Source organism: Enterobacter sp. JBIWA005 (assembly GCF_019968805.1).
Lineage (GTDB): Bacteria > Pseudomonadota > Gammaproteobacteria > Enterobacterales > Enterobacteriaceae > Enterobacter > Enterobacter vonholyi.
The window spans coordinates 2,992,296-3,007,617 of sequence record NZ_CP074159.1 but is presented as its reverse complement, the minus strand read 5'-3'; the positions used below and the strand labels follow the sequence as shown (position 1 = coordinate 3,007,617).

General features: G+C 56.9%; 13 protein-coding genes. All 13 read left to right on the top strand.

Annotation, left to right across the window (positions count from 1 at the left end; all coding sequences use genetic code 11):
• The gene (wcaF, locus tag KGP22_RS14315) at positions 1 to 549 is read left to right on the top strand and encodes a colanic acid biosynthesis acetyltransferase WcaF (RefSeq protein WP_045908623.1); all 549 of its coding nucleotides are present in this window, start codon (positions 1 to 3) and stop codon (positions 547 to 549) included.
• Between the two features lie 24 nt (positions 550 to 573).
• Positions 574 to 1,695, top strand: a complete 1,122-nt coding sequence (gene gmd / locus KGP22_RS14310) for a GDP-mannose 4,6-dehydratase (protein WP_003863514.1) — start codon at positions 574 to 576, stop codon at positions 1,693 to 1,695.
• 2 nt (positions 1,696 to 1,697) lie between these two features.
• On the top strand, positions 1,698 to 2,663 hold the full coding sequence (locus KGP22_RS14305; RefSeq protein WP_013097874.1) for a GDP-L-fucose synthase: 966 nt from the start codon (positions 1,698 to 1,700) through the stop codon (positions 2,661 to 2,663).
• A gap of 2 nt (positions 2,664 to 2,665) precedes the next feature.
• Complete coding sequence (locus tag KGP22_RS14300) at positions 2,666 to 3,145, top strand: GDP-mannose mannosyl hydrolase (protein WP_115875796.1); 480 nt, start codon at positions 2,666 to 2,668, stop codon at positions 3,143 to 3,145.
• Positions 3,142 to 4,365, top strand: coding sequence for a colanic acid biosynthesis fucosyltransferase WcaI (gene wcaI, locus KGP22_RS14295; RefSeq protein WP_223579647.1), 1,224 nt, complete (start codon positions 3,142 to 3,144; stop codon positions 4,363 to 4,365). Before KGP22_RS14300 ends, wcaI begins: the two co-directional genes overlap by 4 nt.
• Positions 4,366 to 4,368: 3 nt before the next feature.
• Positions 4,369 to 5,805: a mannose-1-phosphate guanyltransferase gene (cpsB, locus tag KGP22_RS14290; protein ID WP_047174549.1), complete on the top strand. Its 1,437-nt coding sequence runs from the start codon at positions 4,369 to 4,371 to the stop codon at positions 5,803 to 5,805.
• 111 nt (positions 5,806 to 5,916) lie between these two features.
• Positions 5,917 to 7,287 carry a colanic acid biosynthesis phosphomannomutase CpsG gene (cpsG, locus tag KGP22_RS14285; RefSeq protein ID WP_223579644.1) on the top strand — a complete coding sequence of 457 codons (1,371 nt, stop codon included), beginning with the start codon at positions 5,917 to 5,919 and terminating at the stop codon, positions 7,285 to 7,287.
• Between the two features lie 46 nt (positions 7,288 to 7,333).
• On the top strand, positions 7,334 to 8,728 hold the full coding sequence (wcaJ, locus tag KGP22_RS14280) for an undecaprenyl-phosphate glucose phosphotransferase (RefSeq protein ID WP_223579641.1): 1,395 nt from the start codon (positions 7,334 to 7,336) through the stop codon (positions 8,726 to 8,728).
• A 1-nt stretch (position 8,729) separates the two neighbouring features.
• The gene (gene wzxC / locus KGP22_RS14275) at positions 8,730 to 10,208 is read left to right on the top strand and encodes a colanic acid undecaprenyl disphosphate flippase WzxC (RefSeq protein WP_149367528.1); all 1,479 of its coding nucleotides are present in this window, start codon (positions 8,730 to 8,732) and stop codon (positions 10,206 to 10,208) included.
• Positions 10,209 to 10,225: 17 nt separating this feature from the next.
• The gene (gene wcaK / locus KGP22_RS14270; protein ID WP_032658813.1) at positions 10,226 to 11,506 is read left to right on the top strand and encodes a colanic acid biosynthesis pyruvyl transferase WcaK; all 1,281 of its coding nucleotides are present in this window, start codon (positions 10,226 to 10,228) and stop codon (positions 11,504 to 11,506) included.
• Positions 11,503 to 12,723, top strand: a complete 1,221-nt coding sequence (gene wcaL, locus KGP22_RS14265; RefSeq protein WP_149367529.1) for a colanic acid biosynthesis glycosyltransferase WcaL — start codon at positions 11,503 to 11,505, stop codon at positions 12,721 to 12,723. The genes wcaK and wcaL overlap by 4 nt, the downstream gene beginning before the upstream one ends.
• Before the next feature lie 12 nt (positions 12,724 to 12,735).
• Complete coding sequence (gene wcaM / locus KGP22_RS14260; RefSeq protein WP_223579638.1) at positions 12,736 to 14,127, top strand: colanic acid biosynthesis protein WcaM; 1,392 nt, start codon at positions 12,736 to 12,738, stop codon at positions 14,125 to 14,127.
• Positions 14,128 to 14,303: 176 nt separating this feature from the next.
• Positions 14,304 to 15,200, top strand: a complete 897-nt coding sequence (gene galF, locus KGP22_RS14255; protein ID WP_017383282.1) for a GalU regulator GalF — start codon at positions 14,304 to 14,306, stop codon at positions 15,198 to 15,200.
• Positions 15,201 to 15,322: the final 122 nt, after the last annotated feature.

The following is a 15,322-nucleotide window of genomic DNA, read 5'->3' as shown; positions in this document are numbered from 1 at the left end:
ATGCAGGATCTGAACGGTTTCTCCGTACCGAAAGGTTTTCGGGGGGCGGGCGGTATTAAAGTGCAGCTATGGTGGGCCGTTCAGGCCACCTTATTTGCCTGGTCACCGCAAATACTGTACCGCTGGCGAGCATTTTTATTGCGCCTGTTTGGCGCAAAAATAGGAAAAAACGTAGTCATTCGGCCTTCGGTGAAGATTACCTATCCGTGGAAATTAACGCTCGGGGATTATGCCTGGGTAGGGGATGACGCGGTGTTATATACCCTTGGCGAGATTACGATTGGCGCAAATTCGGTGGTTTCACAGAAATGTTATTTGTGTACCGGAAGCCATGACTTTATGAGTCAGCATTTTGATATTACCGCCTCGCCTATTGTGATTGGCGAAAAATGCTGGCTGGCAACGGATGTTTTTGTTGCACCGGGTGTATCTGTTGGCGATGGCACGGTAGTCGGTGCCCGCAGCAGCGTTTTTAAATCGCTACCGGCAAATAAAGTTTGCCGTGGCAACCCCGCAGTGGTGATACGCGAACGCGTTGAAACTGATTAAATTCATAAGTAGAGGAATATAAACATGTCTAAAGTCGCTCTCATCACCGGCGTTACCGGGCAGGATGGTTCTTACCTGGCAGAATTACTGCTGGAAAAAGGTTATGAAGTACACGGTATTAAGCGTCGTGCGTCTTCTTTCAACACCGAACGTGTGGATCACATCTATCAGGATCCGCACGCGGCGAACCCGAAATTCCACCTGCACTACGGCGACCTGACCGATACCTCCAACCTGACCCGTATCCTGCAGGAAGTGCAGCCGGATGAAGTCTACAACCTGGGCGCGATGAGCCACGTTGCGGTCTCCTTCGAATCCCCGGAGTACACCGCTGACGTTGACGCCATGGGCACGCTGCGTCTGCTGGAAGCGATTCGCTTCCTGGGCCTCGAGAAGAAAACCCGTTTCTATCAGGCATCCACCTCTGAGCTGTACGGTCTGGTGCAGGAAATCCCGCAGAAAGAGACCACGCCATTCTACCCGCGCTCTCCGTACGCGGTAGCGAAACTGTACGCTTACTGGATCACCGTGAACTACCGTGAATCCTACGGCATGTACGCCTGTAACGGCATTCTGTTCAACCACGAATCCCCACGTCGCGGCGAAACCTTCGTGACCCGCAAAATCACCCGCGCTATCGCCAACATCGCGCAGGGTCTGGAGTCTTGCCTGCACCTTGGCAACATGGATTCCCTGCGTGACTGGGGCCATGCCAAAGACTACGTGAAAATGCAGTGGATGATGCTGCAGCAGGAACAGCCAGAAGACTTCGTGATCGCGACCGGCGTGCAGTACTCCGTTCGTCAGTTCGTTGAAATGGCTGCCGCACAGCTGGGCATCAAGCTGCGCTTCGAAGGCACCGGCGTGGAAGAGAAGGGCATCGTGGTTTCCGTGACCGGCCATGACGCACCGGGCGTGAAGCCTGGCGACGTGATTGTGCAGGTTGACCCGCGCTACTTCCGTCCTGCTGAAGTAGAAACCCTGCTGGGCGACCCAACCAAAGCGCACGAGAAGCTGGGCTGGAAACCAGAAACCACTCTGCAGGAGATGGTTTCCGAGATGGTAGCCAAAGATCTTGAAGCAGCGAAAAAACACTCCCTGCTCAAGTCTCATGGCTACGAGGTTGCCATCGCGCTGGAGTCCTGAGAATGACAAAACAACGTATTTTTGTCGCCGGTCATCGCGGAATGGTGGGTTCCGCGATTGTTCGCCAGCTCGAACAGCGTGGTGACGTTGAAGTGGTTGTACGCACGCGCGACGAGCTTAACCTGCTCGACAGCCGTGCGGTACAGGACTTCTTTGCTAACGAACGCATTGACCAGGTGTATCTGGCGGCGGCTAAGGTGGGTGGCATTGTTGCCAACAACACCTACCCGGCGGATTTCATCTACGAAAACATGATGATTGAGAGCAACATTATTCACGCGGCGCATCTGCACAACGTGAACAAGCTGCTGTTCCTCGGCTCATCCTGTATTTACCCGAAAATGGCGAAACAGCCGATCGCTGAAAGCGAGCTGCTGCAGGGCACGCTGGAAGCCACCAACGAGCCGTACGCGATTGCCAAGATTGCCGGGATCAAGCTGTGCGAGTCCTACAACCGTCAGTACAACCGCGACTATCGTTCGGTGATGCCGACCAACCTGTACGGACCGCACGACAACTTCCACCCGAGCAACTCGCACGTGATCCCGGCGCTGCTGCGTCGCTTCCACGAGGCGACCGCCGAGAACGCGCCGGACGTGGTGGTGTGGGGCAGCGGTACGCCGATGCGTGAATTCCTGCACGTGGACGACATGGCTGCGGCCAGCATTCACGTTATGGAGCTGGATCGCGAGGTGTGGCAGGAGAACACCGAGCCGATGCTGTCGCACATCAACGTCGGTACCGGCGTGGACTGCACCATTCGCGAGCTGGCGCAGACCATCGCGCAGGTGGTGGGCTATAAAGGCCGCGTGGTGTTTGACGCCACGAAACCGGACGGCACGCCGCGCAAGCTGCTGGACGTGACCCGTCTGCATCAGCTGGGCTGGTATCACGAGGTGTCACTGGAGCAGGGTCTGGCCAGTACCTACCAGTGGTTCCTGGAAAACCAGCACCGCTTCCGGGGGTAACGATGTTTTTAAGTCAGGAAGATTTTGCCACGGTAGTGCGTTCCACTCCGCTCATCTCAATTGATCTGATTGTGGAGAACGAACGCGGCGAGTTCTTGCTGGGGAAACGAACCAACCGTCCTGCACAGGGCTTCTGGTTCGTGCCCGGCGGGCGCGTGCAGAAGGATGAGACGCTTGCCGATGCGTTTGAGCGTCTTACTCTGGCGGAACTGGGCCTGCAGCTGCCGATGGCAGCGGGCCAGTTTTACGGGGTCTGGCAGCACTTCTATGACGATAACTTTTCAGGCACCGGGTTCACCACGCACTACATCGTGCTGGGGTTCCGCCTGAAGGTGAGTGAGGCAGACCTGCGTCTGCCTGATTCTCAGCACGACGACTACCGCTGGCAGACGCCAGAGGCGCTGCTGGCGAGCGACAATGTGCATGACAACAGTCGCGCCTATTTCCTCGCTGAACGTCAGTCCGGGGTGCCGGGCTTATGAAGATCCTCGTATACGGAATCAACTACTCGCCGGAATTAACCGGCATCGGTAAATACACCGGCGAGATGGTCGAGTGGATGGCGAGCCAGGGACATGACGTGCGGGTCATTACCGCGCCGCCGTACTACCCGGAATGGAAAGTGGGGGAGCGCTACTCAAGCTGGCGCTACCGTCGCGAAGAGGGCGCAGCGACCGTCTGGCGCTGCCCGCTGTATGTGCCTAAGCAGCCCTCGACGCTGAAGCGGTTGATTCATCTCGGCAGCTTTGCTCTGAGCAGCTTCTTCCCGCTGATGGCGCAGCGTCGCTGGAAGCCGGATCGCATTATCGGCGTGGTGCCGACGCTGTTTTGCACGCCGGGCATGCGCCTGCTGGGCAAACTCTCCGGCGCGCGCACCCTGCTGCACATTCAGGATTATGAAGTGGACGCCATGCTGGGCCTGGGGATGGCAGGCAAAAGCAAAGGTGGAAAGGTGGCGAAGCTCGCCAGCGCCTTTGAGCGCAGTGGCTTACACAACGTGGATTACGTCTCAACTATCTCGCGCTCGATGATGAACAAGGCGCAGGAGAAAGGCGTCCCGGCGGAGAAGGTGATCTTCTTCCCGAACTGGTCCGAAGTGGCGCGTTTTCGCGACGCGACTGAGCAAGACGCTCAGGCGCTGCGCGCGCGGCTCGGTTTGCCTGAAGATCAAAAAATCATTCTTTACTCAGGCAACATCGGCGAAAAGCAGGGGCTTGAGAGCGTGATTGAAGCGGCTCAACAGCTGAACGAACATCCATGGACGTTTGTGATAGTCGGGCAGGGCGGTGGGAAAGCGCGTCTGGAAAAAATGGTCAGCGAACGCGGCCTGACCAACGTGAAATTCTTCCCGCTTCAGTCTTACGAGGCATTGCCTGCGCTGCTGAAGATGGGCGACTGCCATCTGGTAGTGCAAAAACGCGGCGCGGCGGATGCGGTGCTGCCGTCCAAGCTGACCAACATTCTGGCAGTGGGCGGCAACGCGGTGATTACGGCCGAAGCCGAAACTGAATTAGGCCAGCTGTGTGACAGCTATCCGGGGATTGCCGTGTGCGTAGAGCCGGAATCGGTTCCGGCGCTGGTCACCGGAATTGAGCTGGCACTTGCCATGCCAAAAGTGAACACGGTGGCACGTGAATATGCCGAACGCACGCTTGAGAAAGAGAACGTGCTGAGCCAATTTATTGCAGATATACGGGGATAAATCATGAGTCAAACCACTTTGTATCCGGTTGTGATGGCTGGTGGCTCTGGTAGCCGGTTGTGGCCGCTGTCCCGCGTGCTCTATCCAAAACAGTTCCTCTGCCTGAAAGGGGATCTCACCATGCTGCAGACGACGGTGAACCGTCTCCACGGCGTGGAGTGTGAAAGCCCGGTGGTGATTTGTAACGAACAGCACCGCTTTATTGTTGCCGAGCAGCTGCGTCAGCTGAACAAACTAACAGAAAACATCATTCTGGAGCCTGCCGGACGCAATACCGCGCCTGCGATCGCCCTGGCGGCGCTGGCGGCAAAACGCAGCAGCCCGAACTGTGACCCGCTGATGCTGGTGCTGGCGGCAGACCATGTCATCCAGCAGGAAGAGGCCTTCCGCGACGCGGTGCGTGCGGCCATTCCTTACGCCGAAAGCGGTAAGCTGGTGACCTTCGGCATCGTGCCGGATCTGCCGGAAACCGGCTACGGATACATCCGTCGCGGCAACGTGACGCCGGGTGAAGGCGACAGCGTGGCGTTTGACGTGGCGCAGTTCGTTGAAAAACCGAATCTGGAAACCGCGCAGGCGTATGTCGCCAGCGGTGAGTATTACTGGAATAGCGGGATGTTCCTGTTCCGCGCCGGACGCTATCTGGAAGAGCTGAGCAAATATCGCCCGGATATTCTGCACGCCTGCGAGAAAGCGATGGCGGTGGTGGACCCGGATCTCGACTTCATCCGCGTGGATGAAGAGGCGTTCCTCGCCTGCCCGGAAGAGTCGATTGACTACGCGGTGATGGAACGCACGGCGGACGCCGTTGTGGTACCGATGGATGCGGGCTGGAGCGACGTGGGCTCCTGGTCCTCCCTGTGGGAGATCAGCGCCCATACCCCTGAGGGTAACGTCCACCACGGCGATGTCATTAGCCACAAAACGGAAAACAGCTACGTCTACGCCGAGTCCGGCCTGGTCACCACGGTTGGGGTTAAGGATCTGGTGGTGGTCCAGACCAAAGACGCGGTGCTGATTGCTGACCGTAACGCCGTGCAGGACGTTAAAAAAGTGGTGGAGAAGATCAAGGCGGATGGACGCCACGAGCACCACATTCACCGTGAAGTCTACCGTCCCTGGGGTAAATATGATTCCATCGACGCAGGCGACCGCTATCAGGTGAAACGCATCACCGTGAAGCCGGGCGAGGGGCTGTCGGTGCAGATGCACCATCACCGCGCCGAGCACTGGGTGGTGGTTGCGGGTACCGCTAAAGTCACTATCGACGGTGAAGTCAAACTGCTGGGCGAAAACGAGTCCATTTATATTCCGCTGGGGGCGACGCACTGTCTGGAGAACCCGGGGAAAATTCCTCTCGACTTAATTGAGGTGCGCTCCGGCTCGTATCTGGAAGAGGACGATATCGTGCGCTTCCAGGACCGCTACGGGCGGGTGTAGCACTCTGCATTATGCCCGGTAGCGTTACGCTTACCGGGCCTACGAATGACAAAAAAATCAATTTGGCCATTTAGTGGTCAGGGCCGACTGTTGCCTGAAAAAGGGGTCATCATGGAAAAATTAACCTGTTTTAAAGCCTACGATATTCGCGGCAAGCTGGGCGAAGAGCTGAATGAGGATATCGCGTGGCGCATTGGCCGCGCGTACGGCGAATACTTAAAACCGCAGACCATCGTGCTGGGCGGTGACGTGCGTCTGACCAGTGAATCCCTGAAGCTGGCCCTGGCGAAAGGGCTGCAGGATGCAGGCGTGGACGTGCTGGACATCGGCCTTTCCGGAACCGAAGAGATTTACTTTGCCACGTTCCACCTGGGCGTGGACGGCGGTATCGAAGTGACGGCCAGCCACAACCCGATGGACTACAACGGCATGAAGCTGGTGCGCAAGGGCGCCCGTCCTATCAGCGGCGACACCGGCCTGCGCGACGTGCAGCGCCTGGCGGAAGCCAACGATTTCCCGCCGGTGAACGAGTCGAAGCGCGGCAGCTACAAAAAAATCAACCTGCAGAAAGAGTACATCGACCACCTGCTGGGCTACATCAACGTGGCAAACCTGAAGCCGCTGAAGCTGGTGATTAACTCCGGCAACGGCGCGGCCGGCCCGGTTGTCGATGCCCTGGAGGCGCGCTTTAAGGCCCTGAACGTGCCGGTGACCTTCGTGAAAGTGCACAACACCCCGGACGGCAACTTCCCGAACGGTATTCCTAACCCGCTGCTGCCGGAGTGCCGCGACGACACCCGCAACGCGGTGATTGAGCACGGTGCGGACATGGGCATCGCCTTTGACGGTGACTTCGACCGCTGCTTCCTGTTCGACGAGAAAGGGCAGTTCATCGAGGGCTACTACATTGTCGGCCTGCTGGCGGAAGCGTTCCTTGAGAAAAACCCGGGCGCGAAAATCATTCATGACCCGCGTCTTTCCTGGAACACCGTCGACGTGGTGTCAGCGGCGGGCGGCACGCCGGTGATGTCCAAAACCGGTCACGCCTTCATCAAAGAGCGCATGCGCGAAGAAGACGCCATCTACGGCGGCGAGATGAGCGCCCACCACTACTTCCGTGACTTTGCCTACTGCGACAGCGGGATGATCCCGTGGCTGCTGGTGACAGAGCTGCTGTGCCTGAAGGGACAGACGCTGGGCGAGCTGGTGCGCGACCGTATGGCGGCGTTCCCGGCGAGCGGGGAGATCAACAGCAAGCTGGCGGAGCCGGCCGAGGCGATTGCCCGCGTGGAGCAGCACTTTGCGATCCACGCGCTGGAAATTGACCGTACCGACGGCATCAGCATGGCGTTCCCGCAGTGGCGCTTTAACCTGCGCTCGTCCAATACCGAGCCTGTGGTGCGCCTGAACGTGGAGTCCCGCGCTGACACGGCGCTGATGGAAGCCCGAACGAAGGACATTCTGGCGCTGTTGAATCAGTAATACTTGCCCCTCCCGGTGGGAGGGGGAACCGAATACAGGAACAACGATGACGAATCTAAAAAAACGCGAACGAGCGAGAACGAATGCATCGTTAATCTCTATGGTGCAGCGTTTTTCTGATATCACCATCATGGTCGGTGGATTGTGGGCGGTGTGTCGGATCGGCGGGCTGCCGTTCTTATACATGCATCTGCTGATGGCCCTGATTGCGCTGGTCGTATTTCAGATGATTGGCGGAATGACCGATTTTTACCGCTCGTGGCGCGGCGTGAAAATGACCACCGAACTGATGCTGCTGCTGCAGAACTGGACCCTCAGCCTGATCTTCAGCGCAGGCCTGGTGGCGTTCAGCCATGATTTTGATAATCGCCTCGTCACCTATCTCTGCTGGTATTTAATAAGCAGCGTCGGCATGGTGGTGTGCCGTTCTCTAATCCGCTTCGGTGCGGGCTGGCTGCGTAACCGCGGCTATAACCGTCGCTTCGTTGCCGTAGCAGGCGATCTGCCGGTTGGTAAGGTTCTGCTCGACAGCTTCCGCAAAGAGCCGTGGTTAGGGTTTGAAGTGGTCGGGATTTACCACGACGCGAAGCCGGGCGGCGTGCCGTCGGACTGGGCGGGCAATTACGAACAGCTTATTGAAGACGCGAAAGCCGGTAAAATTCACAACGTCTACATCGCCATGCAGATGAGAGACGAATCCCGCATTAAGCAGCTGATGCGCGAGCTGACGGACACTACCTGTTCGGTGATCCTCATCCCGGACGTCTTTACCTTCAACATCCTTCATTCACGCATTGAAGAGGTGAACGGCGTGCCGGTGGTACCGCTGTACGACACCCCGCTGTCGGGCATTAACCGCGTGCTCAAGCGCGTTGAAGATATCGTGCTCTCGTCGCTGATTTTACTGCTCATCTCCCCGGTGCTGTGCTGCATTGCCCTGGCGGTGAAGCTGAGCTCTCCCGGCCCGGTTATTTTCCGCCAGACCCGCTACGGTATGGACGGTAAGCCGATTATGGTGTGGAAATTCCGCTCCATGAAGGTGATGGAAAATGACAAGGTGGTGACCCAGGCGACGCAGAACGATCCGCGCGTCACCCGCGTGGGGAACTTCCTGCGCCGTACCTCGCTGGATGAACTGCCGCAGTTTATCAACGTCTTTACCGGCGGAATGTCGATTGTTGGCCCGCGTCCGCACGCGGTGGCGCATAACGAGCAGTACCGCTCGCTGATTGAAGGCTACATGCTGCGCCATAAGGTGAAGCCGGGCATTACCGGTTGGGCGCAGATCAACGGCTGGCGCGGCGAAACCGACACGCTGGAAAAAATGGAAAAACGCATCGAATTCGATCTGGAGTACATCCGTGAATGGAGTATCTGGTTCGATATCAAGATTGTTTTTCTGACCATCTTCAAAGGTTTCGTGAACAAAGCGGCATACTAAGATGAGCTTACGTGAAAAAACCATCAGCGGGGCGAAGTGGTCAGCGATGGCGACCATCGTCATCATTGGCCTCGGCCTGGTGCAGATGACCGTGCTGGCGCGCATCATTGATAACCACCAGTTCGGCCTGCTGACCGTCTCGCTGGTGATTATCGCGCTGGCCGATACGCTGTCTGATTTTGGTATCGCCAACTCGATTATCCAGCGCAAAGAGATCAGCCATCTTGAGCTGACCACGCTCTACTGGCTGAACGTGGGGCTGGGGATTTTCGTGTTTGTGCTGGTGTTCCTGCTGAGCGACACCATCGCCAGCGTGCTGCACAACCCGGATCTCGCCCCGCTGATGCGCACGCTGTCGTTTGCGTTCGTGGTGATCCCCCACGGGCAGCAGTTCCGCGCGCTGATGCAGAAAGAGCTGGAGTTCAACAAGATCGGCATGATCGAGACCAGCGCCGTGCTGGCGGGCTTTACCTTTACCGTCGTGAGCGCCCATTTCTGGCCGCTGGCGATGACCGCAATTCTGGGATACCTGGTTAACTCTGCCGTGCGTACGCTGCTGTTCGGCTACTTTGGCCGCAAAATTTACCGTCCCGGGCTTCATTTCTCTCTTGCGTCCGTCTCGTCCAACCTGCGCTTTGGCGCGTGGCTGACGGCGGACAGTATCATCAACTATGTGAATACCAACCTGTCGACGCTGGTGCTGGCGCGTATTCTTGGTGCGAGCGTGGCGGGGGGCTACAACCTGGCCTACAACGTCGCGGTGGTGCCGCCGATGAAGCTGAACCCGATAATCACCCGCGTCCTTTTCCCGGCGTTTGCCAAGATTCAGGACGACACCGAGAAGCTGCGCGTCAACTTCTACAAACTGCTTTCCGTGGTGGGGATTATTAACTTCCCGGTGCTGCTGGGGCTGATGGTGGTTTCCAGCAACTTCGTGCCGCTGGTGTTTGGTGAGAAGTGGAACGGCATCATCCCGATCCTGCAGCTGCTGTGCGTGGTGGGGCTCCTGCGCTCCGTGGGGAATCCGATTGGTTCCCTGCTGATGGCAAAAGCGCGCGTGGATATCAGCTTTAAGTTCAACGTGTTCAAAACCTTCCTGTTTATTCCGGCAATTATCGTCGGCGGGCATATGGCGGGCGCCATCGGCGTCACGCTGGGCTTCCTGCTGGTGCAGATAATCAATACCGTTCTGAGCTACTTCATCATGATCAAGCCGGTGCTGGGCTCCAGCTACCGTCAGTACATCCTGAGCCTGTGGCTGCCGTTCTATCTCTCGTTGCCGACCCTGGCGGTGAGCTACGGCCTGGGCATCATCCTCAGCGGTCACCTGCCGCTGGTCGCGCTGCTGGCGGTGCAGGTTGCCGCGGGCGCGCTGGCATTTGGCGTGATGATTGTGCTGTCACGCAATGCGCTGGTGGTGGAGATGAAGCGCCAGTTTTGCCGTAACGAAAAAATGAAAACGCTGCTTCGCGCAGGCTAGTTATTTAAGAGGCCATTATGAAATTATTAATTCTTGGCAACCATACCTGCGGCAACCGTGGCGACAGCGCCATTCTGCGCGGTTTACTGGATGCAATTAACACCCTTAAGCCTGAGACCGAAGTGGACGTGATGAGCCGTTATCCGGTTAGCTCATCCTGGTTACTGAACCGCCCGGTGATGGGCGACCCGCTCTACAGCCAGATGAAACAGCACAACAACGCCGCGGGCGTGATGGGCCGCGTGAAGAAAGTGCTGCGCCGTCGCTACCAGCACCAGGTGCTGCTTTCCCGCGTGACCGATACCGGCAAGCTGCGCAACATCGCGATCGCCCAGGGCTTCACCGACTTTGTTCGTCTGCTGTCCGGCTATGACGCTATTATCCAGGTTGGCGGTTCGTTCTTCGTCGATCTCTACGGCGTGCCGCAGTTTGAGCATGCGCTTTGCACCTTTATGGCGAAAAAGCCGCTGTTTATGATTGGTCACAGCGTCGGGCCATTCCAGGATCCGCAGTTTAACCAGCTGGCAAACTATGTCTTCGGCCACTGCGACGCGCTGATCCTGCGCGAGTCGGTCAGCCTCGACATGATGAAGCGCAGCGAAATAGACACCTCAAAAGTTGAGCACGGCGTGGACACCGCCTGGCTGGTGGATCACCAGGACGACAGCTTCCAGCCGAGCTACGCGGTGCAGCACTGGCTCGACGTAGCGGCGAAACAGAAAACCGTCGCGATTACCCTGCGCGAGCTGGCACCCTTCGATAAGCGTTTAGGCACGACGCAGGCGGCGTATGAGAAAGCCTTCGCCGACGTGGTGAACCGCGTGCTGGACAGCGGGTACCAGGTGCTGGCGCTGTCCACCTGTACCGGCATCGACAGCTACAACAAAGATGACCGCATGGTGGCGCTGAACCTGCGCAACCTGGTGAACGATCCGTCCCGCTATCATGTGGTGATGGACGAGTTGAACGACCTGGAGATGGGCAAGCTGCTCTCCGCCTGCGACCTGACCGTCGGCACGCGCCTGCACTCGGCGATTATCTCCATGAACTTTGGAACGCCGGCCATAGCCATCAACTACGAGCACAAGTCTGCCGGCATCATGCAGCAGCTTGGAATGCCTGAAATGGCCGTGGATATCCGTCATCTGCTGGATGGTTCGCTTGGCGCGATGGTGGGGGATACGCTCGGCCAGCTGCCTGCGATCAACGAGCGTCTGGCCGTTGCGGTGAAAGCCGAGCGCGAAAAAGGCATTGGAATGGTGAAATCGGTACTTGACCGCGTACGGGAGGGGAAATGAAGGTTGGTTTCTTCTTACTGAAATTTCCGCTGTCGTCTGAGACCTTTGTTCTGAACCAAATCACCGCGTTTATCGATATGGGATATGACGTGGAGATTATCGCCCTGCAAAAGGGCGATACCCAAAATACCCATGCGGCGTATACCCAGTATGGGCTGGAGGCGAAAACCCGCTGGCTGCAGGATGAGCCGTCCGGGAAGCTGAGCAAGCTACGCCACCGTGCCAGCAAGACGTTGCGCGGGATCCACCGCGCGTCGACGTGGCGGGCGCTGAATATTTCCCGCTATGGTTCGGAATCACGCAATTTAATTCTCTCGGCCATCTGCGGGCAAACGGCGCAGCCGTATCGTGCCGACGTGTTTATCGCCCACTTTGGCCCGGCGGGCGTCACCGCCGCGAAGCTGCGCGAGCTGGGCGTGATTGACGGTAAAATCGCGACCATCTTCCACGGTATCGACATCTCCAGCCGCGAAGTGCTGAACCACTACACGCCGGAATACCAGCAGCTTTTCCGGCGTGGCGACATGATGCTGCCCATCAGCGAACTGTGGGCCGGACGCCTGAAAAACATGGGCTGCCCGGGAGAGAAAATTGCCGTTTCGCGCATGGGCGTAGATTTAACGCGCTTTACCCGCCGTCCCGTGAAGGTGCCTGGCAAACCGCTGCAGATCATCTCCGTTGCCCGTCTGACCGAGAAGAAAGGGCTGCATGTGGCGATTGAAGCCTGCCGCCAGCTGAAAGCGCGCGGGGTGGATTTCCACTACCGCATTCTCGGCATTGGGCCGTGGGAGCGTCGTCTGCGCACGCTTATCGAACAGTATCAGCTGGAAGATGTCGTAGAGATGCCCGGCTTCAAGCCGAGCCACGAGGTCAAGGCCATGCTCGATGAGGCAGATGTATTTCTGCTGCCTTCCGTAACGGGTGCCGATGGCGACATGGAAGGCATTCCGGTGGCGCTGATGGAGGCGATGGCCGTCGGTATTCCGGTGGTATCGACTCTGCATAGCGGGATCCCTGAGCTGATTAAGTCTGACCATTCCGGCTGGCTGGTGCCGGAGAATAACGCGATGGCCCTTGCGGACCGATTAGCTGCCTTCAGCGACATCGACCAGCAGTCGCTGGAGCCCGTGCTCCATAACGCCCGACAAAAAGTTGAAACCGATTTTAACCAGCAGGTGATTAACCGCCAGCTAGCGAGCCTGCTGCAAACGCTGTAACGCCGAGGATGTATGCTGAAAAAGATTACCCGACGCACCTTTGTCTCTTCTCTGTCCGTTCTGGCGGCCACGCCCCTGCTGTCGTCCCGCATTGCGCGGGCGGCAAGCGGCAGAACGGTCTCTGTCAATCAGTACAATAACAACGACTGGATCGCCGCTTTTAAGCAGGCGTTTAATGACGGTGACACCGTCGTGGTCCCGGCCGGACTCACCTGCGAAAACATCAATGCGGGTATTTTCATTCCCGACGGTAAAACCTTGCTGATCCGCGGGGCGTTAACCGGCAACGGGCGCGGCCGCTTTGTTCTGCAGGAAGGCAGCAAAGTGATAGGCGAAGGTGCTGGTCGCACGGAGAACATTACACTCGACGTTCGCGGCTCTGACTGCGTTATCAAAGGGCTGGCCATGAGCGGTTTTGGCCCGGTGACGCAGATCTACATCGGCGGCAAGAAACCCAGCGTGATGCGCAATCTGCTGATTGATAACATCAGCGTGAGCCAGGCCAACTACGCCATTCTGCGCCAGGGTTTCCACAACCAGGTGGATGGCGCCCGCATCACCAACAGCAAATTTAGCCATCTGCAGGGGGATGCGATCGAGTGGAACGTTGCCATCAACGATCGCAATATCCTGATCTCCGATCACGTCATCGACAACATCAACTGCACCAACGGCAAGATCAACTGGGGCATCGGCATTGGCCTCGCCGGGAGCACCTACGATAACGACTATCCGGAGAAGCAGACCGTCAAGAACTTCGTGGTGGCCAACATCACCGGCAGCAACTGTCGCCAGCTGGTGCACGTTGAAAACGGCAAGCATTTTGTTATCCGCAATATCAAAGCCAAGAATATTACTCCCGACTTCAGCAAAAAGGCGGGCATAGACAACGCCACGGTGGCCATTTATGGCTGTGATAATTTCATTATTGATAATGTCGACATGGTTAACAGTGCCGGAATGTTAATCGGCTATGGGGTAATTAAAGGCGATTATTTGTCCATCCCGCAGAACTTCAAGCTCAATAATATTCACCTCGATAACCGCCAGCTTGCATATAAATTGCGCGGGATACAGATTTCATCCGGCAACGCCACGTCGTTTGTGGCGATAACCAATGTGGAAATGCAGCGTGCAACGCTGGAACTGCACAACAAGCCACAGCATCTTTTCTTACGCAATATCAATGTGATGCAGGAAGCCGCTGTGGGGCCCGCCCTGAAGATCAACTTCGACCTGCGCAAGGATGTGCGGGGTAAATTCATGGCGAAAGACGAGACGTTGCTGTCGCTGGCGAACATAAAAGCAGTGAATGAGAAGGGGCAGAGTTCGGTGGATATTGACCGGGTCGACCAGCAGGTGGTGAATGTGGAAAGGCTTAACTTTGCTCTTCCGCACAGATAATCGACAAACGCCTGTTTTGAGACTATTCCTGGCATAAAAGCGCGATCTAATCAGATTACAACTACAGAAATTTGTGATGCTGAGGCGTAAGATTGCCTAAGGATTACGGCAAATCATGCTGGCGAAAACAGGTTTAAGAGCTATAATTCGTCAACCATTTTAAGGTGGAAGAAATAATGATTAATTTGAAAGCAGTCATTCCGGTAGCAGGCCTGGGCATGCATATGCTGCCAGCCACAAAAGCCATTCCAAAAGAGATGCTGCCGATCGTCGACAAGCCAATGATTCAGTACATTGTCGACGAGATTGTTGCTGCAGGGATCAAAGAAATCGTCCTGGTTACGCACTCGTCCAAGAATGCGGTAGAAAACCACTTCGACACCTCTTACGAACTCGAAGCGTTGCTTGAGCAGCGCGTTAAGCGCCAGCTGCTGGCGGAAGTGCAGTCTATTTGTCCGCCGGGCGTGACCATCATGAACGTCCGTCAGGCGCAGCCGCTGGGGCTGGGTCACTCTATTCTGTGTGCCCGTCCGGTTGTGGGTGATAACCCATTCATTGTCGTGCTGCCGGATATCATCATCGATACCGCTTCTGCCGATCCGCTGCGATACAACCTGGCGGCAATGGTGGCACGTTTCAATGAAACCGGCCGCAGCCAGGTGCTGGCGAAACGCATGAAGGGCGATCTCTCCGAGTACTCCGTCATCCAGACCAAAGAACCGCTGGAAACGGAAGGGCAGGTGAGCCGCATCGTTGAGTTTATCGAGAAGCCGGATCAGCCGCAGACGCTGGACTCAGACCTGATGGCGGTTGGCCGTTACGTTCTGAACGCTGATATCTGGGCAGAACTGGAAAAAACTGAGCCAGGTGCCTGGGACCGTATCCAGCTGACCGACGCGATTGCCGAGCTGGCGAAAAAACAGTCCGTTGACGCCATGTTGATGACCGGCGACAGCTATGACTGCGGTAAGAAAATGGGGTATATGCAGGCGTTCGTAAACTATGGGCTGCGTAACCTGAAGGAAGGGGCGAAGTTCAGAAGCCGTATCGAGAAGCTGCTGGCTAACGACTGATATTTCTCTCTCCGACCTGCGCAAGCGGCAGTCATTATTTTGGTGTGTTGATATCCAACCAAAATGATGACTGCCGTTTTTCTTTATAAATTCAATATTTACATGGAGTTATCCAGGCTACT